This window comes from Shimia fortis (assembly GCF_040225985.1).
Lineage (GTDB): Bacteria > Pseudomonadota > Alphaproteobacteria > Rhodobacterales > Rhodobacteraceae > Shimia.
In genome coordinates, this window is the sequence record NZ_JBBPEU010000002.1 from 13,147 (window position 1) to 30,998 (window position 17,852).

Annotated in this window: 22 protein-coding genes and 1 other RNA gene; 11 read left to right on the plus strand and 12 right to left on the minus strand. The window is 61.5% G+C overall.

Going from position 1 to position 17,852, the window contains the following annotated elements:
* Positions 1–73 precede the first annotated feature (73 nt).
* The 7 genes from WNE31_RS03220 to WNE31_RS03250 all read right to left on the minus strand — a co-directional run bounded on the left by WNE31_RS03220 (position 74) and on the right by WNE31_RS03250 (position 5,913).
* Complete coding sequence (locus WNE31_RS03220; protein WP_349978263.1) at positions 74–1,294, minus strand: aminotransferase class V-fold PLP-dependent enzyme; 1,221 nt, start codon at positions 1,292–1,294, stop codon at positions 74–76.
* 131 nt (positions 1,295–1,425) lie between these two features.
* Positions 1,426–1,860 (minus strand): DsrE family protein, encoded by a 435-nt coding sequence (locus WNE31_RS03225; RefSeq protein ID WP_349978264.1) that lies wholly within the window; start codon positions 1,858–1,860, stop codon positions 1,426–1,428.
* A 166-nt stretch (positions 1,861–2,026) separates the two neighbouring features.
* Positions 2,027–2,443, minus strand: a complete 417-nt coding sequence (locus WNE31_RS03230; protein ID WP_349978900.1) for an HIT family protein — start codon at positions 2,441–2,443, stop codon at positions 2,027–2,029.
* Positions 2,444–2,557: 114 nt separating this feature from the next.
* Positions 2,558–3,127: a peroxidase-related enzyme gene (locus tag WNE31_RS03235; protein WP_349978265.1), complete on the minus strand. Its 570-nt coding sequence runs from the start codon at positions 3,125–3,127 to the stop codon at positions 2,558–2,560.
* Positions 3,128–3,223: 96 nt separating this feature from the next.
* Positions 3,224–4,216, minus strand: coding sequence for an acryloyl-CoA reductase (gene acuI, locus WNE31_RS03240; protein ID WP_349978266.1), 993 nt, complete (start codon positions 4,214–4,216; stop codon positions 3,224–3,226).
* Between the two features lie 87 nt (positions 4,217–4,303).
* Entirely contained in the window at positions 4,304–5,407 is a 1,104-nt protein-coding gene (locus WNE31_RS03245; protein WP_349978267.1) for a dimethylsulfoniopropionate demethylase, read from the minus strand.
* Entirely contained in the window at positions 5,398–5,913 is a 516-nt protein-coding gene (locus WNE31_RS03250; protein WP_349978268.1) for a DinB family protein, read from the minus strand. The genes WNE31_RS03245 and WNE31_RS03250 overlap by 10 nt, the downstream gene beginning before the upstream one ends.
* A gap of 146 nt (positions 5,914–6,059) precedes the next feature.
* On the opposite strand from WNE31_RS03250, the gene WNE31_RS03255 reads away from it, so the two are divergent.
* The 9 genes from WNE31_RS03255 to WNE31_RS03295 all read left to right on the plus strand — a co-directional run bounded on the left by WNE31_RS03255 (position 6,060) and on the right by WNE31_RS03295 (position 12,038).
* Complete coding sequence (locus WNE31_RS03255; RefSeq protein WP_349978269.1) at positions 6,060–6,797, plus strand: FadR/GntR family transcriptional regulator; 738 nt, start codon at positions 6,060–6,062, stop codon at positions 6,795–6,797.
* Positions 6,794–7,285, plus strand: a complete 492-nt coding sequence (locus WNE31_RS03260; protein WP_349978270.1) for a P-loop nucleotide/nucleoside kinase family protein — start codon at positions 6,794–6,796, stop codon at positions 7,283–7,285. The genes WNE31_RS03255 and WNE31_RS03260 overlap by 4 nt, the downstream gene beginning before the upstream one ends.
* 68 nt (positions 7,286–7,353) lie before the next feature.
* Positions 7,354–7,703, plus strand: a transfer-messenger RNA (tmRNA) gene (gene ssrA, locus WNE31_RS03265).
* Between the two features lie 92 nt (positions 7,704–7,795).
* On the plus strand, positions 7,796–8,221 hold the full coding sequence (locus WNE31_RS03270; RefSeq protein WP_349978271.1) for an ester cyclase: 426 nt from the start codon (positions 7,796–7,798) through the stop codon (positions 8,219–8,221).
* A gap of 63 nt (positions 8,222–8,284) precedes the next feature.
* A complete protein-coding gene (chrA, locus tag WNE31_RS03275) occupies positions 8,285–9,535 on the plus strand; it encodes a chromate efflux transporter (RefSeq protein ID WP_349978272.1) in 1,251 nt (416 codons plus the stop codon).
* An 84-nt stretch (positions 9,536–9,619) separates the two neighbouring features.
* Positions 9,620–10,099 carry an SspB family protein gene (locus WNE31_RS03280; RefSeq protein WP_349978273.1) on the plus strand — a complete coding sequence of 160 codons (480 nt, stop codon included), beginning with the start codon at positions 9,620–9,622 and terminating at the stop codon, positions 10,097–10,099.
* A 138-nt stretch (positions 10,100–10,237) separates the two neighbouring features.
* Complete coding sequence (gene fumC / locus WNE31_RS03285) at positions 10,238–11,632, plus strand: class II fumarate hydratase (RefSeq protein WP_349978274.1); 1,395 nt, start codon at positions 10,238–10,240, stop codon at positions 11,630–11,632.
* Positions 11,632–11,811: a DUF4169 family protein gene (locus WNE31_RS03290; protein ID WP_349978275.1), complete on the plus strand. Its 180-nt coding sequence runs from the start codon at positions 11,632–11,634 to the stop codon at positions 11,809–11,811. The genes fumC and WNE31_RS03290 overlap by 1 nt, the downstream gene beginning before the upstream one ends.
* The gene (locus tag WNE31_RS03295) at positions 11,808–12,038 is read left to right on the plus strand and encodes a ribbon-helix-helix domain-containing protein (RefSeq protein WP_349978276.1); all 231 of its coding nucleotides are present in this window, start codon (positions 11,808–11,810) and stop codon (positions 12,036–12,038) included. The genes WNE31_RS03290 and WNE31_RS03295 overlap by 4 nt, the downstream gene beginning before the upstream one ends.
* A gap of 56 nt (positions 12,039–12,094) precedes the next feature.
* Here the strand turns inward: WNE31_RS03295 and WNE31_RS03300 are convergent, their stop codons facing one another.
* Positions 12,095–12,505, minus strand: coding sequence for a SufE family protein (locus WNE31_RS03300; protein WP_349978277.1), 411 nt, complete (start codon positions 12,503–12,505; stop codon positions 12,095–12,097).
* A 126-nt stretch (positions 12,506–12,631) separates the two neighbouring features.
* Here WNE31_RS03300 and WNE31_RS03305 point away from each other — a divergent pair, with 126 nt between their 5' ends.
* A complete protein-coding gene (locus WNE31_RS03305; RefSeq protein ID WP_349978278.1) occupies positions 12,632–13,126 on the plus strand; it encodes a hypothetical protein in 495 nt (164 codons plus the stop codon).
* Between the two features lie 17 nt (positions 13,127–13,143).
* Here the strand turns inward: WNE31_RS03305 and rnd are convergent, their stop codons facing one another.
* The 4 genes from rnd to WNE31_RS03325 form a co-directional block, all read right to left on the minus strand.
* Positions 13,144–14,301 carry a ribonuclease D gene (gene rnd / locus WNE31_RS03310; protein ID WP_349978279.1) on the minus strand — a complete coding sequence of 386 codons (1,158 nt, stop codon included), beginning with the start codon at positions 14,299–14,301 and terminating at the stop codon, positions 13,144–13,146.
* 88 nt (positions 14,302–14,389) lie between these two features.
* Entirely contained in the window at positions 14,390–15,373 is a 984-nt protein-coding gene (locus WNE31_RS03315) for a DUF3179 domain-containing protein (RefSeq protein ID WP_349978280.1), read from the minus strand.
* A 90-nt stretch (positions 15,374–15,463) separates the two neighbouring features.
* Positions 15,464–16,018: a peptidylprolyl isomerase gene (locus WNE31_RS03320; RefSeq protein ID WP_349978281.1), complete on the minus strand. Its 555-nt coding sequence runs from the start codon at positions 16,016–16,018 to the stop codon at positions 15,464–15,466.
* Positions 16,005–16,517 carry a peptidylprolyl isomerase gene (locus WNE31_RS03325; protein ID WP_349978282.1) on the minus strand — a complete coding sequence of 171 codons (513 nt, stop codon included), beginning with the start codon at positions 16,515–16,517 and terminating at the stop codon, positions 16,005–16,007. The genes WNE31_RS03320 and WNE31_RS03325 overlap by 14 nt, the downstream gene beginning before the upstream one ends.
* Before the next feature lie 129 nt (positions 16,518–16,646).
* Between WNE31_RS03325 and WNE31_RS03330 the strand changes: the two genes are divergently transcribed.
* Complete coding sequence (locus tag WNE31_RS03330; RefSeq protein ID WP_349978283.1) at positions 16,647–17,837, plus strand: phosphoglycerate kinase; 1,191 nt, start codon at positions 16,647–16,649, stop codon at positions 17,835–17,837.
* Positions 17,838–17,852: the final 15 nt, after the last annotated feature.

Genomic DNA, 17,852 nt, shown 5'->3' on the forward strand with positions numbered 1-17,852 from the left:
TGTTCCGCAATGCTAGGACGGATTTCCGCGTTCGGGCAAGACTTTCCCAGTGCCTGCGGGCAAGGCGGGCCCGTTAAAGCACCGCCTCAAGCGCATTCAGCAACTGGTCGATTTCCTCTTGCGAAGTGTAGTGCACAAAACTGAGGCGCAAGACGCCCTTGTCCATGTTCACCCCCTGCGCCTCGAGTGCGCGCACGGCATAAAAATCGCCGCCGCCGGCCATGATCCCTCGCGCAGCCAAAGCCGCGGCCAACTCTTCACCCGGTTTTTCACAGGCCAGCGCCACGGTCGGCGCGCGCGTCGTCGCATCGGACGGCCCCAGCAGACGCACGGAATTGCGCGCCGCGGCGAAATCCAGAACGGGCTGCAACAGCTTTTCCTCGTGCGCCCGCATGAGATCATGCACGCCCGCGCCCCGTTCGGCGGCCGCGCCGGTCACACCGTGATGATCGGCCAGCGCATCGAAATAATCCGCCATGCCCGCACAGGCCGCGATCTGGGCATGGTCCGGCCCCGCCGGTGTGAACCGCTTATACAGTGTATCTGCGTTGAAATAATGCGCCTGGTTGGGCAGCATCTCGCCCAAGGCGCGCCGGATCACCATGCCGCCCTGATGCGGGCCATAGGTCTTGTAGGTCGAGAACAGATAGATATCGGCCCCCATCTTGCCCACATCCGGCAGACCATGCGGCGCATAACTGACCCCGTCCACACAGACAAAGGCCCCCGCCGCATGCGCCCGCGCCGTGATTTCGGCCACGGGGTTGATCTCGCCCACGACGTTGGAACAATGCGGAAAACAGACAAGCCGCACCTTTTCATCCAGAAGTGTATCGAGCTTTGCCGGATCCAGATGGCCGGTGTCAGGATCAATCCGCCACTCGCGCACTTCGATGCCGCGGTCTGCCAGACGCCGCCACGGGCCGGTATTGGCCTCATGGTCCTGATTTGTAACGATGATCGCTTCGCCCGGCTGCATCCATTGACCAAATGCCTGCGCCAGCACATAGGTGTTCTGGGTCGTCGAAGGACCAAAGGACATTTCGTCCGTATCCACCCCCAAAAGGGCTGCCAGACGCTGGCGCGCCTCGTCCATCTCGGCCCCGCCCAGGCGCGACGCTTCGTAAGGGGCATAGGGCTGCACCTTGCGCTGGGTGTAGAACCGGGTCAGCCGGTCGATCACCGGCCGACAGGTATAGGACCCGCCCGCATTCTCGAAAAACGCCTGCCCCTGCAACGAGGGCTGCTCAAATGCGGGAAACTGTGCCCGCACGAAATCAATATCCAGTTCCATGAGAGGTACACTGCCACCCTGTCACGCAGGGTCAAGGGGCGCATGTCGCCCCCACACGAAAAAAGCGCGGTGAAAGGCCAGGCCTCACCGCGCAGGTCAAGGAAAGCGCGCTGGGGACGCGCCCGCCCTGTTCAGAAATTCATGCTGGCATCTGCGTCCAGAACGGCGGTCGCCATTGCGCCGGGCTTGGCCACGGTGATTCCGTCCAGCAGCATATCAGCCCCCTGCCCGCGCGCGGGCAGATAAATGGCGCAGACTTCGACCTTGGCCCCGGGCATCCCCATGATCTTGGTCATAAGTCCTTGCGGGCTCATCCCCTTGGGGGGCTGCGGCGCGACGGCGGATTCGGGCGCATCTTTCAGCGCGATATCCCCTGCCGGACCACAGAGCAGGATATGCGGCGCGGCACCCTGTTGCGCGGCCTGCATAGTCAGCACCATCGCCATCAACTGGGTCTGCGGGTTTTCTTCGGTGACAATGGTCACAAGGTTCGGAGCTTCGTCAGCAAGGGCCAGACCGGTCATGGCGGTCAGGGCGAAACTTGCGGCGGACAAGGCTTTGATCATTGGAGTTCCTAAATAAATATAAGGGCTTGTAAGGCGTACCCAGAGCACCGGTTTAGGATTGCGGAGGAAACATGCACCCCAGATACACCTTACAAAATGCAAATTGCCAACTCTTGCGAGTTGGCAACTTGATCCAGATCAAATAAATGCAATTTTTAGAATATAATTACAACGCGGCCCGAATTTTGTCCGCCTGTTCCTTCAGAACCGCGAAATCCGCCATCTGTCCCGGCGGGCGCAGCTTCACGCCGTCATGGCGCGGCAGAATGTGGAAATGCAGGTGAAACACCTCTTGCCCGCCCACGGCCTCGTTGAACTGTTGCAGGGTGATGCCCTCGGCCCCGAAGGCTTTCATACAGGCATGACTGAGTTTCTGCACCGTTTTCATGCAGGCCAACATCTGTTCGGGCGACGCATCCAGCATGTTGCGGCACGGCGTTTTCGGGATCACCAGACAATGCCCGTCCGCACGCGGCATGATATCCATGAAAACATAGGTGTCCTCGTCTTCATAAAGCTTTTCGCTGGGGATCTCGCCGCGCAGGATCTTGGCGAAGATATTGTCATTGTCATAGGCCATCAGGGCACCCTTCTGTCGCGCTGAAATTCTGTAGGCCGGGGCATGTCGCCCCTGCCCAATCCTTTTTCGAGGCTGGCGCCAGTGAGGTCAAGCAACCTTGCCCACAGACGCCCGCGATCAGCGCCCCATGCCATAGAATTCGTCATTCGGGCGCATTGAGGTGAAATTGGCCATGCGGTTCGACAGGCCAAAGAACGACGTGACCCCGGCAATGTCCCAGATATCCTCGTCGCTGAACCCGTGGGTGCGCAGGATTTCGAAATCAGGGTCGTCGATCGACTTGGCATCGTTCGACACCTTCATGGCAAAATCCAGCATCGCCCTCTGGCGTGGCGTGATATCTGCCTTGCGGTAATTGGCGGCGACCTGGTCGGCAATGGTCGCATCCTTGGCCCGAATGCGCAGGATCGCCCCATGCGCCACCACGCAATACTGGCAGTTGTTGTCGCTTGACGTCACCACGACGATCATCTCGCGATCCGCCTTGGTCAATCCGCTGTCTTTCTCCATCAGGGCGTCGTGATAGGCCATGAAGGCGCGGAATTCCTCGGGGCGGTGGGCCAGTGTCAGGAACACGTTGGGAATGAACCCCGCCTTTTCCTGCACGCCCAGCATCATGTCGCGGATGTCCTCGGGCAGATCGTCCAGGGCAGGCACGGGATAGCGGCTGATGGGTTTGTGACTCATGGGGCGGGATCCTTTCAAAGACTGCAGGTCATGGAAAATACGCTGCAAAGACCCCGTGTTCCTGCCACGGGATCTTTGCGGAATTGTGTCGGGGTATCAGGCGTTCACGTCCACCACGACGCGGCCCTGCACCTGACCGTTCAGAATGTCGGCCCCAAGCGCCGGCAGGTCCGACAGGGTGGCGGGCCGCACCATCGCCTCGAGCTTGTCCATGGGCAGATCGGTGGCAATCCGCTTCCATGCGCGCAGCCGGTTGTCATAGGGCTGCATGACCGAGTCGATCCCGAGCAGGTTCACCCCCCGCAGCAGGAACGGGATCACGGTCGCGGGCAAAGCCGCCCCGCCTGCCAGCCCCACGGCAGCAACCGATCCACCATATTTCATCTGGCCCAGCACCCGCGCCAGCATCGGGCCACCCACGGCATCAACGCACCCGGCCCAGGTTTCGGTCTCCAGAGGGCGCTTGACGGTCTCGTTCAACGCCTCGCGCGGCACGATCTGCGTCGCCCCCAGCGAAGTCAGATAGCCTTCGGTGTCGGGGCGTCCGGTCACACCGGCCACCTCATAGCCAAGATTGGCCAGAATCGCGGTCGCAACCGATCCCACACCGCCCGCAGCCCCGGTCACCAGCACGGGGCCGTTGCCCGGCACCAGCCCGTGATCTTCCAGCGCCATCACCGCCAGCATCGAGGTGAACCCTGCGGTGCCCACCGCCATCGCCTGTTGCGGGCTCAGCCCCTCGGGCAGCGGCACCAGCCAGTCGGCGTTGACCCGCGCTTTCTGGGCATAGCCGCCCCAATGCACCTCGCCCACGCGCCAGCCGGTCAGAACCACCTTGTCGCCCGGCTTGTAGCGGTCATCCTCCGAGCTTTCGACAGTGCCTGCAAAGTCGATCCCCGGCACATGCGGATACTTGCGCACCAGCCCGCCCCCCTTGGGCGACAGGCACAGGCCGTCCTTGTAGTTGACCGTTGAATACTCGACCGCCACGGTCACGTTGCCTTCGGGCAGCGCGTCTTCGCCGATCTCCTTGAGGTTGGCCGTGGCCAGCCCGTCTTCACCCTGCTCCATCACCAATGCGTTGAACATCTCTCTCTTCCTTTCCCGTCAAAGCCGGTCCGGCTTCATCTTGCCAAAAATACTCCTGCCGGAGGCATCCCGCCCCCGCCCCTCGCGCTATTGCCAGAAGGCCTCGAACACGGTGGCGGGGCGCACCCCGTCCGGCGTGATCACGTCCAGTTCGGTCCCGGCGTTCCAGTGGGTCATCCGCACCATGCCGATCGACACGTTGGTGTTGTAATCCGGCGACCACGCGGCGCTGCTGACATTGCCGACATGCAGATCGCCATCCATCACCGGCCACAGCCGGTCACAGGGTGCCACCGCATCGCCGTGGATCTCGATCGGGCGGATTTGTTTGACCGGACCTTCCTTGGCCACCCGCAACAGCGCATCGCGCCCGACACAGCCGATCGCGCTCTGGGTGTTGCAGAACCGGCCCAGCCCGCATTCATGCGGGGTGTTGTCATCGGTCATGTCATTGCCATAACTCAACAGCCCGCCCTCGATCCGCTCGATCAGGTTGGGACAGCCCGCATGCACGTCCAGATCCTTGCCCGCCTCGAACAGCGCGTTCCAAAGCGGCATCCCGATATCGCTGCCCTCGACATAAATCTCGAAACCGCCCTGCTTGGAATAACCCGAGCGCGCAATCGCAAGATCGCGGCCCTGGAACTCGAACCAGCCAAAGCGGAAGAAGCGCACATCACGGATCTTGTCGCCGAAGACGCGCGCCATCAATTCATCCGCCAGAGGCCCCTGCACCGCCAGCGGCGACACGTCCGGTTCATCGACCAGCACATCCAGACGATAACCATAGGCAATCGCCTTGACCCACAGCAACAGGTCGCTGTCGGCAATCGAAATCCACCACCGGTCCTCGGCCAGCTTGACCGCCACGGGATCGTTCAGCATACCGCCGGTTTCGTCCACGATGGGTACATAGTAGCACTGCCCGGGCAGCATCCCGCGCAGGTCGCGCGGGGTCAGCATCTGCATCAGGCGCCCGGCATCCGGGCCGCGCAGCTCCACCTGCCGTTCGCAGGCCACGTCCCAGACCTGTACCGCCTTTTTCAGGTGATGGTAATCCTCGACAACCGAACGGAAGACCGTCGGCAAAAGCATGCGGTTATAAACCGTATAGCCCTTGACGCCTGCGGCCTCGACCCCGTCCGAAAACGGGGTGCGGCGCAGACGGCGGGAAGGTGCGATCAAAGCCATGTGTCATCCTCCGGCATCAACACCAGGTCGGTGTCGCCTGTCTGTTGACCCGCCGCGGTCAGCATCGCGTGCACCTGGCCGCGGTGGTGGGTCTGGTGGTTGAAAAAATGCACGACGCATTGCGCCATGGGACGCGAGAAATCCTTCCCCAAAACGACCGAGTGATAGCGCAGGTCTCCGGCCAGATCGATGGCGCGCAAGCGATCCGCCCATTGCCGGATGCGCCCGTCCATCCGGAACCGTTCGGCGCTCCACACCGCCAGCGTCGGCGTCAGCGTGGTGCTTTCCGACAGGCCCGCCTCGGGCGGGGTCAGGCGTTCAAAACGCGCCATCCACAAAAGGTCGGCCCACAGCACATGGTTTAGCGTGGCCATGATCGACCCGAAAAAGGCGCCACGATCGGCGCGGATTTCAGCCTCGGTCAGGCGTTCGGCGGCGGTACGGATCTGCGTGTTCTGCCACGCATTATACCGGGCCATCATCTGGCAATAGGACGGATCAATCATTACACGTTTCTCCCTGCGGATGCCTTGCGTCACGGGCGGGTGCCACATCGTGAAGGCAAGGCAACGCCTCCATTTCGCGGCGACTCAGTCCTTGCACTTAAATTGTCAGACAATTAAACTTCGCGCAAACAATAAATGTCAGACAAATGAAAATTGACCCCAAAAACCGCGCCGATCTGTCGGCCCAGATCGCCAAATCCATTCGCGACGCCATCCTCAATGGCGAGATGGATGTCGACGCCCGCCTGCCCTCCGAGACCGAACTGTCCGAACAATTCGACGTCTCGCGTCCGACCGTGCGCGAGGCGCTGAAACGGCTGGCCGCCCAGAACCTGATCCGCACGCGGCGCGGGGCCTCGGGCGGGGCATTTGTGCGCCGCCTCTCCTATGAAGAGGCCTATGCCAACCACATCACCACCTCGACGCTATTGCTGTCGATGAATGACGTGGATTTCGAAACCGCCTGCGAGGCGCGGTTTGCGCTGGAACGGGCCTGCGCCCCCCTGTCGGCAACGCGGCGCACGGCCGATCACCTTGCCACGATGCGGGCCGAGATTCACCGCCAGTCGCAACCGGGTCTGTCGGATGAAAGCTTCTGCGACAGCGACGTCGCCTTTCACCGCGCGCTGGTGGACGGGGCGCAGAACCCGGTCCTGTCCTATCAACTGGCCGGCGCGGTCGAGGCGATGCAACCGTTGATGAACATGATCACCTTCACCCAGCGCAACCGCGATATGATCGTCGGATTGCACACGCGCATTGCCGACGCACTTGAGGCGCGGGATGCCGCCAGAGCCGATGCGGCCCTGTCCGAACTGACCGGCTATACGCTGCAACTTGGCGAGGCGGCGATGGCGGCACGGGCCGCGCGCAAAACGCCATGACCGGTTGCGGCACCCTGCATATCCTTGTCGGCCATGTCGCTTCGGGCAAATCCACCCTCGCCCGGCGTCTGGCCGAGCCCCCCGCCACCGTGGTGATTGCCGAAGATGACTGGCTCTCCACGCTCTATGGCCCCGAGATGCAGACGTTGAACGACTACGTCACCTATTCGGCGCGCCTGCGCGAGAGGATGACAGTACATGTGGTTGATCTGTTGCGGGCGGGCCTGTCGGTGGTGCTGGATTTCGGGGCCAACACGCTGGAAAGCCGTGCCTGGCTGCACGATGTATTGAAGGATTCCGGCTGCGACCATGTTTTGCACTATCTGGATGTCCCCACCGAAACCTGCCGTGCCCGTCTGCATCGGCGCAACGCCGAGGGCCGCCACCCGTTTAAGGTCAGTGACGCCCAGTTCGACCGCATTACCGCGCATTTTGTCCCCCCGAAGGCAGAAGAAGGGTTTAATATCACCGTTTATCACTCTGACTAAAAACGTGTTTTCAAACCTACGCTTCCAAACACCCCAACAACAGAAAATCCTCGCCCGAGTCAGCATTGCCCATTGCAACCCTGCGCGCAGCGATTATATTTGCTGCGTTCCCTCGGGAACTATGGACATAAACGCGCTCGTAATAAGCGGATCGGACCCGGGGGCGGTACCCGGCGGCTCCACCAAACATCCTTCATTTGGGGATCATGGGGCCGAAATAGGATCGACGAACGTCTAAAGGGGTTAGCTTTGTCTCGGCTGTCTGCCACCGTTACCGGCGAAAACTGTACAATTGCAAATGACAATCGTGCTCCGGTTGCAGTAGCTGCGTAAGCAGTTCCTAACACCGAAATCTAAGTCCTGATGCCTAGCCGCGTCAGGCGGGGTTCGCAGGCACCTGGCAACAGAAGCCTGCACTTCCTTCCCCGACATTCACGATCATTAACCGAATCCTCACGCCTCGCGCGGTATGTCTGGATTGCGCGACTTGTTCAGGAAACGGGTGTCCTCATGGAAAAACGTGAAATTCTCTCGGAATGGTATCGTCGCGTCTGGATCGAAGGGGATCTGGACGCCATCGACGAATTGTTCAGCCCCGACACACAGGCCGCAGGCCTCGTGCCCGAAATGCAGGTGGGGCCGGATGATTTCCGTGAACTTGTGCCGATGTTCCTCGATATGGTCGAAGACCCCCATGTCAGCCTCGACAAGGTGATGGAGGATGGCGACTGGGCCTCGGCGCTGTATTCGATGCGGGTCACGGATTCGGCCACCGGCAAACCGGTGATCGGCTCGGGCCAGCTTTTTGCACGGTTCGAGGGCGACAAGATGGTCGAGACCTATAACAGCTTCGATTTCATGAGCTTCTTTGAACAGGTCGGCCTTTTGCCGGAACAGTGTCTTGCCCTGTGCCTGACCGGACAAAAGATCGCCTGACCGGTCTGTGCGACACGGATTTGGCGCTTGCGGGAATCGCGCCACTGTGATGGCTCTTGCCCCATGCAAAGCGCCCCATCCCTTGCCGACCTTTTCCGCGTGTTCGGACGGATCGGTCTGTTGTCCTTTGGCGGTCCCGCCGCCCAGATCAGCCTGATGCACCGCGAACTGGTCGAGGATCAGGGCTGGCTTGAGGAAAAGGAATTTCTCGGCGCACTGTCCTTTTGCATGTTGCTACCGGGCCCTGAAGCGATGCAGCTGGCCACCTTCACCGGCTGGAAACTGCGCGGCACGCTGGGCGGCCTGATCGGCGGCGGGCTTTTCGTGCTACCGGGGGCCTTGGTGATTGCGCTGCTTGCAGCACTATACCTGGCCTATGGCGACCTGCCGCTTGTCTCGGCAGGGTTCGTCGGTGTGCAGGCGGCTGTGGTGGCGATCATCCTGCAGGCGCTGGTGCGGCTTTCGGGCAAGGTCGTAACCTCGGCGCTGGCATGGGTCATCTGCGCACTGGCCTTTGCGGTGTTGTTCACCGGACTCTTGCCCTTTCCGGTGGTGATCCTTTGCGCAGGCCTGATCGGCGCCCTGCAAGGCGCCCCCCCCGCACCCGCGCCTGCAATCGCCCCGCCGCCGCAGCGCACGGCCGGAACAATGCGCACCGCTGCGATCTGGCTGGCCATCTGGGCCGCCCCTGTCCTGCTGCTCTGGCTGGCAAACGCCGACTTCCTGCTGTCTCTGGCAGTGTTTTTCTCGAAACTCGCCGTGGTCACATTTGGCGGGGCCTATGCGGTTCTGGCCTATATGGTACAGGCCGTGGTGGCGGACCATGGCTGGCTGACCACCGCCCAGATGATGGACGCGCTGGGCCTTGCCGAAACCACGCCCGGCCCGCTGATCCTCGTGACGCAATTCACGGGCCACCTTGCGGGCTATCAACAGGGCGGTGCCGGCATGGCCGTGCTGGCCGGTCTGATCACGCTCTGGTGCACCTTCGTGCCGTGTTTTCTGTGGATTTTCGTGGGCGCGCCTTATGTCGACCGCCTGCTGGCGCAACCCCGCCTGACCGGCGCATTGCAGATTATCTCGGCAGCAGTGCTCGGGGTGATCGCCAATCTCAGCCTCTGGTTCACCCTGCACCTGCTGTTTGACGATCTGATCACCACGAATTTCGGCCTTTGGCCACGGCTGGAAACCTTCCAGTCCCTGCCTGCTATCCTGGTATTGGTGGCCTCTGGACTGCTCATCGGATTGCGCCTGCCGCTCTTGGGCACGCTGGCGGCGACAACCGTTCTGGCCACCCTTGGGGCACTGCTCTGAAATCCACCCGATTTTTGCCGTGATCTCTTTTGTTTCGCGCCGAATCTTCTATGGTAAGGGAAATGCAAACCAGAGGGTCGCCCCATGTCGCGCACGATTGATTACGGAAACCTGATGCACCGCGCCATGCGCAGCCTGATTCAGGAAGTTCTGACCGATGTCGAGGCGCATGGCCTGCCGGGGGAACACCATTTTTTCATCACCTTCGACACCCATCACCCGGATGTGAAAATTGCCAACTGGCTGGTTGATCGGTACCCGGGCGAGATGACCGTGGTGATGCAGCACTGGTACGAAAATCTGCATGTCACCGATGACGGGTTTTCCGTCACGCTGAATTTTGGCGACGCGCCCGAACCACTTTATATCCCCTATGACGCGATCAAGACCTTCGTTGACCCGTCGGTGGAGTTCGGGCTGCGCTTCGAGACCCAGGAAGATGACCTCGACGATCTGGACCTTGAGGACGAGGCCGACGCGGCCGATCATGTTGGCTCGATCGAAGTGGAAGAGGACAAACCCAAACCCGCCGAAGTGGTCAGCCTGGACAGTTTCCGCAAGTAACCACGAAGTAACCGCGCTCTCGGGATAGGTTTGCGCCAATTTGCCGCCGCCCAAGTATTGTATCCAACGGTATACAGCATTGAATTTTCCACGCGTTTCGATAAGAGACGACGTGACACATGTTACGGAGCTACACCGATGACCAACACCCGCACCGAAACCGACAGCTTTGGCCCGCTCGAAGTCCCCGCCGACAAGTACTGGGGCGCCCAGACCCAGCGCTCGATCATGAACTTTCCCATCGGCTGGGAAAAACAGCCCGTTGCCATCGTGCGCGCGCTGGGCGTGATCAAGCAGGCCTGCGCCATGCAGAACAAGGCGACCGGTAAAATGGACCCCAAAATCGCCGACGCCGTGATTCAGGCCGCCAGCGAAGTGGTCGCGGGCAAATTCGATGACAATTTCCCGCTGGTGGTCTGGCAGACCGGTTCGGGCACGCAGTCGAACATGAACTCGAACGAGGTCATCGCAAACCGCGCAATCGAAATCCTTGGCGGCGTGATCGGCTCCAAAGATCCGGTACACCCCAACGACCACTGCAACATGGGCCAGTCCTCGAACGACACCTTCCCGACCGCGATGCATATTGCCGCCGCGATGACCGTGCGCGATGTGCTGCTGCCCGGCCTGAACAAGCTGGCCGAGGGGCTTGAGCAGAAGTCGGAAGAATTCAAAGACATCATCAAGATCGGCCGCACCCACACCCAGGACGCCACCCCGCTGACGCTGGGACAGGAATTCTCGGGCTACGCGCACCAGATCCGTCAGGGCATCGCCCGCGTCGAGGCCGCCCTGCCCGGCATCTATGAATTGGCACAGGGCGGTACCGCCGTCGGCACCGGTCTGAACACCCAGCCAGGCTGGGGTGAAGCCGTGGCCGCCAACATGGCCGAAATCACCGGCCTGCCCTTTGTCACCGCGCCCAACAAGTTCGAGGCGCTGGCCGCGCATGACGCGATGGTCTTTATGTCGGGCGCCTTGGCCACGGTGGCGGGCGCGATGTACAAGATCGCCAACGATATCCGCTTCCTCGGCTCGGGCCCGCGCTCGGGTCTGGGCGAACTGATCCTGCCGGAAAACGAACCCGGCTCCTCGATCATGCCGGGCAAGGTCAACCCGACCCAGGCCGAGGCCATGACCCAGGTTGCCGCGCATGTCATGGGCAACAACGCCGCCATGACCTTTGCAGGCTCGCAGGGTCACTTTGAATTGAACGTCTACAACCCGATGATGTCCTACAACCTGCTGCAATCCATGCAGCTTCTGGGCGACGTCGCCGACAGCTTTACCGAGCGCATGCTGTTGGGCATTCAGGCCAACGAGCCGCGCATCGACAAGCTGATGAAGGAATCGCTGATGCTGGTCACGGCACTGGCCCCGACCATCGGGTATGACAACGCCACCAAGGTTGCCAAGACCGCACACAAGAACGGCACGACCCTCAAGGAAGAGGCGATCGCACTGGGCTTTGTGGACGAAGAAACCTTTGATGCCGTTGTCCGCCCCGAAGACATGATCGGCCCCAAGGCCTGATGGCACAGCCGGTCAACCTGAACCGGTTTCGAAAAGAAAAAGCGCGGGCTGCCAAAAAGGCCCGCGCTGATCAGAACGCGGTGAAATTCGGCCGCACCAAGGCGGAAAAACAGCGCGACAAGCTGGACGCCGACAAGGCCACAACCCATCTTGATGGCCACAAGCGGGACGACACATGAACGCCCGCCCGGTCAAACGCTCGCTCACCTTGCGCGGTCACCGCACCAGCGTATCCCTCGAAGATGACTTCTGGCGCGCCTTTCGCGAAATCGCAGACGAAAAAGATATGCCAATCAACGCATTGGCGGCGGAAATTGATGCAAAACGGGATATTGAAACCGGCCTCGCCACCGCGATCCGGCTCTATATCCTCAACCACTATCGCACCAGCAGCGACGCGCGCTGAATCCCGGCTTCATCTTGTCAAAAATACTCGCGCCGCAGGCATCGCGCTTGCGCGATTTACGCCGCTTCGGCCGCGACCAGGCGAATCCGGTCAATCATCGCCCGCAGCCCGTTTGAGCGCTGCGATGACAGATGGTCGTTCATGCCCAACCGTTCCATCTCGGCGCGGGCATCAACCTTGCCGACCTCGCCCACAGGCAGGTCATTATACAGCGCGCGCAGCACCGCGATCAGACCGCGGACGATCATCGCGTCGCTGTCACCGTCAAAGGAAAACACCCCGTTTTCGATCCTGGGCTGCAACCAGACCTGCGAGGCACAGCCGTCCACCTTGGTGGCGGGCACTTTGAACGCCTCGTCAAGCGGGTCCATCGCCTTGCCCAGATCAATCACGTGGCGATAGCGGTCTTCCCAATCGTCCATGAATTCGAAATCTTCGACAATTTCCTCGAATGCTTCGGTGGCCATGATCTGCTCCGTCTGTTGTTGAAATGGACCTAGGGCTTTGCATGGCAAAGGTCCACCCCTGCCTTGACGCTTTTCAAGCGCGGCGCAATGGGGTAACCCAGAGACCGAGGATTACGAGGTCGAGCCATGCGCAAAACAATATTGCTTCTTCTGGTGTCTGCAACGGCGCTCAGCGCCTGCCAGTCGCGCTATAACCCGTTCAACTGGTTCGGAAATGGCGAAGAGGTCGTGGTCGACCCCAATGCCGAGCCGCCAAACCCGCTCTTGCCCGAGCGCAGCGCACTGGCCCGCCCGGAAGAGGCCTATCCCGGTGTGCCCGTGACCCGGATAGACGAACTCAAGATCGAGCGCGTCGCCGACGGGGCGATCATCCGCGCCACCGGCACCGCCGACCGGCACGGGGTGTTCGACCTGAAACTGCGCCCGCTGAACGACGGCGAACCCGTGGACGGGGTGCTGACCTATGAATTTCTGGGCGTGCACCCGAAATACCCGCCCGGCGTCGGATCAGAAGCGTCGCGCCGCGTGATCGTGGCCCATGCCCTGACCGACCAGCAATTGCAGGGGGTGCGCACAATCCGCGTGCAGGCCTTCCAGAACGCAATGCAGGCGCGCCGCTAGGGCGCGCGCCGCTTACATCACAGTGCGACGGTGGTGACGGCGTTGCCCTTGGCGGCAAGGCCGATTTCTCCGTTGCACAGGCGCAACGCATCTTCGCCGAACACCTCGTTCCGCCAGCCCCGCAGCGCCGGCAGGTCGCGCTGACCGGCGGCAATCGCATCCAGATCGGCCGCACTCGCGATGAGCTTGGACGCCACGCCCGAGCTTTCGGTTTTGGCCTTCAGAAGCACCCGCAACAGATCGGCCAGCGCCGGGTTGACCTGCAGCTTCTCGCGGCTCTTGTCGACGCGCGGCATGTCCTCGGCCGGACAGTCCAGCCCTGCCTCGACCGCGGCCAGAATCCCTTCGGCGATTTCGCCCTTGCGGGCCTCGCGCAGCAACAGGCGCGACCGGCCCAGATCCTGTTGGGTCTTGGGCTTGGTCGAGGCCAGTTCGATCAGCGCGTCATCCTTGAACACACGGTTGCGCGGAATGTTGCGGCTTTGCGCATAGCCTTCGCGGAACCGCGCCAGTTCACGCACCACGGCCAGGAACTTTGGCGTGGTCGTGCGCGTCTTGACCCGCTGCCACGCATCCGAGGGCTTGATCGTATAGGTGTCGGGGTTGGTCAGAATCTGCAACTCTTCCTGCACCCAGCGTTCGCGTCCATTCTCGGCCAGCTTGGCGGCCAGAAATTCGTAAATCCGGCGCAGGTGGGTGACGTCGCCAATGGCGTATTTCTGTTGCGCCTCGGTCAGGGGACGGCGGGACCAATCGGTAAAACGGCTTGACTTATCAAGGCTTTGCTTGGCGATCTTGCGCACCAGCGTTTCATAGCCGACCTGTTCGCCAAAGCCACAGACCATGGCCGCAACCTGCGTGTCGAACAATGGGTCCGGGAACACGCCCGCCTCGTGGAAAAAGATCTCGAGATCCTGCCGCGCCGCGTGGAATACCTTGACCACGTTTTTGTCACGAAACAGGTCATAGAGCGGTTCCATCGACAACCCGTCCACCAGCGGATCCACCAGAACCGCGTCGTCGCCGTCATGATCCGGCACCGCCATCTGGATCAGGCAGAGTTTCGAATAATAGGTCCGTTCGCGCAGGAATTCGGTGTCAATCGTCACATAGGGCTTGCCCCGTGCCAGATCGCAAAACTGGGCAAGCTCTTCGGTGGTTTTCAAGGTTTTCATATAGGGTTTTTCTTCTGTCGGTTTTCTGTGTCATCCCGTTGACCCCACGCTTACGGCCAAAACCGCAGAATTGCAAATTGCCGATACGTCAACGTTTGGTCGCATCCCCCAGCATCCATGTGCCCTCGGGCCAGAAGGCGTGAAAGGCAAAGGCAAACATGACGTCATGCGGCAGATCGCGCCCCTGCCCGTCACGCACGCGGATCGACCCCACATCGCGCCCCTCGGCAATGCGCGCGCTGTCCAGCGCCGAAGCCTGGCCGGGCCGCCAGTCGATCGCCACCCCTGCTTCGCGCAGCGCCCCCGCCGCGCGCACCCTGTCCAGGGGCCACGCCCTGTCACCGACGCGCACGACCCGCGCCAGTGCCGGAATGCCATGCGGGGGTGGATCGCCGCTATAGAGGAAGGGCCGTTTCGAACGGTCGTAGTTTTCATAAGGGTTGACCCCGTAGCGCCGGTTAAAGGCGGGTTCCGCCATCACCAGCCCGTCTGGATGGCGCGCGCGGAACTGGTCCCAGCTGTCCAGCCACGTGGGCAGCTGGCGCAGGGTGACACCGGTCATCTCGCCCACGATGCCTTCGCCGATGGCCTGTTGCCACCAGCTCTGGGTTTCTCGGTCATACATCACCATGTCCGAATGACGCAGCTTGCCGGACACACCAAAGCTGAGCACCCTGCCCTGCACCCTGCGGTCAAACGTCATGGCCGAATTGCACAAGGGGCAGAATGTGACCGCGATCGGCACACCGCCCACCGTGTCGTTCACGATCTCGTGCCATGTCAGGTACCGCAGCGGATAGGCCCGCGCGGGCGCGCCGTCAAACGCCACCGTGACCACGGGTTCACTGCCGCCGATGCGCGTTTCCTCTGTGGCCGGAATAAACTTCGGGGCATCCAGCGCCGGAATGCCATCCTTGGGCGGGCCGCCAGAGAGGATCTCGACCCAGTTGTCCACCGATGTGCGCGTGAAATCCGTCTGCGGCCATTCGTGTTTCCAAAAGGTCGGATCGGCTGCGGATATCCCAGCCCACAGGCCAAGAACAAGGCTCAGGATCACTCTCGTGCGGGTCATCGGCGCGCTCCTTCAGAACACATCCAGCGTCGCGCAAAAAAAGGGGGGCCGCCTAGCCCCCCTCACGTCTTGTTGACCGGTGGTGACCAGTTATTCGGTCACTTTCACCGACACCATGCGGTCAGGTTGGCCTGTAACGGCGCCGGTGCGGCTGTGGCCGCGCTTGATCTGGTCAACCACATCCATACCGTCGGTCACCTTGCCCACAACGGTGTATTGCCCGTTCAGGAAGCTGCCTTCGGCGAACATGATGAAGAACTGCGAATTGGCCGAGTTCGGATCCTGAGACCGCGCCATGCCCACGATGCCGCGGTCATAGTTGATGTCCGAAAATTCGGCCGGCAGGTCGCCCATGTCCGAGCCACCACGGCCGGCATAGCGCATGTCCTGCCCCATCTTGCCGAACTGCACGTCGCCGGTCTGGGCCATGAAACCTTCGATCACGCGGTGAAACACCACGTCGTTGTATTGCCCGGATTCCGCCAGCGAGGTGATACGCGCGACGTGCTGTGGTGCGACATCTTCAAACAGGTCGATGACGACGGTACCATTGGCCCCTTCGCCCTCGATCTGGATTTCGAGGTTGGTGGCCAGCGCAGGCGCAGCCAACACGGCGAATGCCGCGGCAAGTTTAAGCGTCGACATCGGCAGCCACTTTCACGCTGATCATGCGGTCGGGGTTCGCGGGCGGCTCGCCGCGGGTGATGGCATCGACATGCTCCATGCCTTCGATCACACGTCCATAGACGGTATACTGACCGTTGAGGAAGTGGTTGTCCTTGAAGTTGATGAAAAACTGCGAGTTGGCCGAGTCGGGCATCGCGGAACGGGCCGCACCCAGGGTGCCGCGATCATGGGGGATGCGCGAAAACTCAGCCTTGAGGTTCGGCAGGTCCGATCCACCGGTACCGGCGCGACCCAGGTTGAAGTTGTCTTCCATGTCGCCATTGGCCACGTCGCCGGTCTGGGCCATGAAGCCGTCGATCACGCGGTGAAAGCAGACATTGTCATACTGTCCCGAACGCGCCAGTTCTTTCATGCGCTCGCAATGGCCGGGGGCAATCTCGGGCATCAGTTCGATGGTGACGGTGCCGTCTTTCAGCTCCATCAGGATGGTGTTTTCGGGATCTTTGATCTCGGCCATGGGGGGTCTCCTGTTTTCTCTTTGCGCCACAGTTAATCATGCGCGACCGGAATGCCAAGTCGCCCCATTGACCTGTGGGCGGTTTCCTATAAGGAACGCGGCAACGGATTTTAGTTTCGGAGTTGGAAAATGGGCTGGAAAACACTCGACGAGATGGATTTGAACGGCAAGCGCGTGTTGACGCGCGTCGACATCAACGTGCCGATGCTGGACGGCATCGTGACCGACTCGACCCGTATCCGCCGCATCACGCCGACCGTGAAACATATCCTCGGGGCTGGCGGTCGCCCGATCCTGCTGGCCCATTTCGGCCGCCCCGGGGGCGAACGCCGCGAGAATCTGTCGCTGAAACAGTTGATCCCGACGCTGGAACGCGCCTTTGAAGCGCCGGTCAAGTTCGCCGCCGATTGTGTTGGCACCGAAGCCGAGATGGCCGCCGAGACCCTGCAACCGGGCCATGTGCTGCTGCTGGAAAACACCCGTTTTCACGCGGGCGAAACCAAAAACGACCCCGACCTTGCCGCGGGCATGGCCAAGCTGGGCGATGTCTATTGCAACGACGCCTTTTCCGCCGCCCACCGCGCGCACAGCTCGACCGAAGGTCTGGCGCGTCTGCTGCCCGCTTGTGCCGGGCGCCTGATGCAGGCCGAACTGACCGCGCTCGAAAGTGCCCTGGGCAAGCCGGTCCGCCCGGTCACCGCCGTTGTCGGCGGCGCCAAGGTCTCGACCAAGCTTGAACTCTTGTCGAACCTCATCGAGAAGGTCGACAACCTCGTCATCGGTGGCGGCATGGCGAACACTTTTCTTGCCGCCAAGGGCTATGACATCGGCATCTCGCTGGCCGAGCGCCTGATGGTCGATACCGCGAACGAGATCATGGCCAAGGCCGAAACCAACGGCTGCAACATCGTTCTGCCCGTCGATATCGTCGTCGCCAAGAAATTCGAGGCCAACACCGCACATGAAACCGTCGCGCTGGATGCCTGCCCGTCGGATTCGATGATCCTTGATGCCGGTCCCGAAAGCGTGACTGCGATTACCGAGGTCTTGAAAAACAGCAAGACCCTGATCTGGAACGGCCCGCTCGGTGCCTTCGAGAAAGAACCGTTTGACGCGGCCACCAATGCGGCGGCGCTCAAGGCGGCGGCCCTGACCCGCGCGGGTCAGCTGATCTCGGTCGCCGGTGGCGGCGACACGGTGTCGGCACTGAACGCCTCGGGCGCGGCGGGCGATTTCACCTATATCTCGACCGCAGGCGGCGCCTTCCTTGAATGGATGGAAGGCAAGGTTCTGCCCGGCGTGGCGGCGCTTGACCAATAAACGTGACGGTTGCGC

Bases quoted from the DNA above. Each gene is read 5' to 3' on its own strand.
- WNE31_RS03325 (WP_349978282.1), bottom strand. From the start codon at position 16,517: ATGGCCGAGATCAAAGATCCCGAAAACACCATCCTGATGGAGCTGAAA.
- WNE31_RS03270 (WP_349978271.1), top strand. From the start codon at position 7,796: ATGGAAAAACGTGAAATTCTCTCGGAATGGTATCGTCGCGTCTGGATC.
- WNE31_RS03320 (WP_349978281.1), bottom strand. From the start codon at position 16,018: ATGTCGACGCTTAAACTTGCCGCGGCATTCGCCGTGTTGGCTGCGCCT.
- WNE31_RS03250 (WP_349978268.1), bottom strand. From the start codon at position 5,913: ATGATTGATCCGTCCTATTGCCAGATGATGGCCCGGTATAATGCGTGG.
- acuI (WP_349978266.1), bottom strand. From the start codon at position 4,216: ATGTTCAACGCATTGGTGATGGAGCAGGGTGAAGACGGGCTGGCCACG.
- WNE31_RS03255 (WP_349978269.1), top strand. From the start codon at position 6,060: ATGAAAATTGACCCCAAAAACCGCGCCGATCTGTCGGCCCAGATCGCC.
- WNE31_RS03330 (WP_349978283.1), top strand. From the start codon at position 16,647: ATGGGCTGGAAAACACTCGACGAGATGGATTTGAACGGCAAGCGCGTG.
- rnd (WP_349978279.1), bottom strand. From the start codon at position 14,301: ATGAAAACCTTGAAAACCACCGAAGAGCTTGCCCAGTTTTGCGATCTG.
- WNE31_RS03260 (WP_349978270.1), top strand. From the start codon at position 6,794: ATGACCGGTTGCGGCACCCTGCATATCCTTGTCGGCCATGTCGCTTCG.
- WNE31_RS03220 (WP_349978263.1), bottom strand. From the start codon at position 1,294: ATGGAACTGGATATTGATTTCGTGCGGGCACAGTTTCCCGCATTTGAG.
- WNE31_RS03225 (WP_349978264.1), bottom strand. From the start codon at position 1,860: ATGATCAAAGCCTTGTCCGCCGCAAGTTTCGCCCTGACCGCCATGACC.
- WNE31_RS03300 (WP_349978277.1), bottom strand. From the start codon at position 12,505: ATGGCCACCGAAGCATTCGAGGAAATTGTCGAAGATTTCGAATTCATG.
- chrA (WP_349978272.1), top strand. From the start codon at position 8,285: ATGCAAAGCGCCCCATCCCTTGCCGACCTTTTCCGCGTGTTCGGACGG.
- WNE31_RS03280 (WP_349978273.1), top strand. From the start codon at position 9,620: ATGTCGCGCACGATTGATTACGGAAACCTGATGCACCGCGCCATGCGC.
- fumC (WP_349978274.1), top strand. From the start codon at position 10,238: ATGACCAACACCCGCACCGAAACCGACAGCTTTGGCCCGCTCGAAGTC.
- WNE31_RS03245 (WP_349978267.1), bottom strand. From the start codon at position 5,407: ATGGCTTTGATCGCACCTTCCCGCCGTCTGCGCCGCACCCCGTTTTCG.
- WNE31_RS03315 (WP_349978280.1), bottom strand. From the start codon at position 15,373: ATGACCCGCACGAGAGTGATCCTGAGCCTTGTTCTTGGCCTGTGGGCT.
- WNE31_RS03305 (WP_349978278.1), top strand. From the start codon at position 12,632: ATGCGCAAAACAATATTGCTTCTTCTGGTGTCTGCAACGGCGCTCAGC.
- WNE31_RS03295 (WP_349978276.1), top strand. From the start codon at position 11,808: ATGAACGCCCGCCCGGTCAAACGCTCGCTCACCTTGCGCGGTCACCGC.
- WNE31_RS03290 (WP_349978275.1), top strand. From the start codon at position 11,632: ATGGCACAGCCGGTCAACCTGAACCGGTTTCGAAAAGAAAAAGCGCGG.
- WNE31_RS03235 (WP_349978265.1), bottom strand. From the start codon at position 3,127: ATGAGTCACAAACCCATCAGCCGCTATCCCGTGCCTGCCCTGGACGAT.